At 69.8% G+C, this 862-nt stretch carries 2 protein-coding genes; one reads left to right on the forward strand and one right to left on the reverse strand.

Annotated elements, in window-relative coordinates; genetic code table 11:
• Nucleotides 1-195 (reverse strand): TetR family transcriptional regulator (locus tag KDH83_RS30885; protein WP_212322880.1); only part of this gene is annotated, 195 nt, incomplete at its 3' end.
• 151 nt (nt 196-346) lie between these two features.
• On the opposite strand from KDH83_RS30885, the gene KDH83_RS30890 reads away from it, so the two are divergent.
• Nucleotides 347-862: biotin/lipoyl-binding protein (locus KDH83_RS30890; RefSeq protein ID WP_212322882.1), on the forward strand; the 516-nt coding region annotated here is incomplete at its 3' end.

Raw genomic sequence — 862 nt, forward strand, 5'->3', positions numbered from 1 at the left:
CACGGCCTGGTAAAGCCCGCTGCGGCTGCCAAAGTGATAGTTGATCGAGGCCAGGTCCACCTCGGCGCGCGCGGCGATGGCCTTGCTGGCGGCTTCGGCGTAGCCATGGGCGGCGAACAGTTCGCCGGCCGCCTCGAGTATCCGTGCGCGGGTCGCTTCGCCGTCAGGGCGTGGCGCGCGGGCTGCCTTCTTCATGAATCCTGAATTCCTGCCGTGTTGGGGTACGCCGCAATTTTGCGCGACGTTGACTTTAAATTCAATTTAAATTTAGAATTTATTCGTCGACCCGACCCCAACGCCGAACGCGAACCGCCCGCCATCGCCCGGTCCCCCGGGAATCCCCACCATGAAAAAGCCCATCATCCTCATCGCCGCCGTCGCGGCCCTGTCGCTTGCCGCCTGGGGCGGCTGGCGCTACAGCCAGCGCGACAGCGGCGGCGATCTCGTCTACTACGGCAACGTGGACATCCGCCAGATCTCGCTGGCCTTCGACGGCAATGGCCGCGTGCAGGAACTGCGCGCCGAAGAGGGCGACCGCGTGCGGGCCGGCGCCGTGCTGGCGGTGCTGGACACGCGCACGCTGGCGCTGCAGGCCGACCAGGCGCGGGCGCAGATGGACGCGCAGCAACAGACGCTGCTGCGCCTGCGCAACGGCTCGCGTCCCGAGGAAATCGCCCAGGCGCGCAGCCGGCTCGTCGCCGCGCAGGCCGACGCGGCGCGCGCCCAGCAGGACTTGGCGCGGCTGCGCGGCATCGCCGCCAACACGCAAGGGCGCGGCGTCAGCGCCCAGGACATGGACCGCGCCCGCAGCGCCGCGCAGGTGGCCCAGGCCCAGGCGGACGAACAGCGCGAAGCGCTGCGC

This window comes from Achromobacter sp. Marseille-Q0513 (genome assembly GCF_018195695.1).
Taxonomy (GTDB): Bacteria; Pseudomonadota; Gammaproteobacteria; order Burkholderiales; family Burkholderiaceae_B; genus Achromobacter.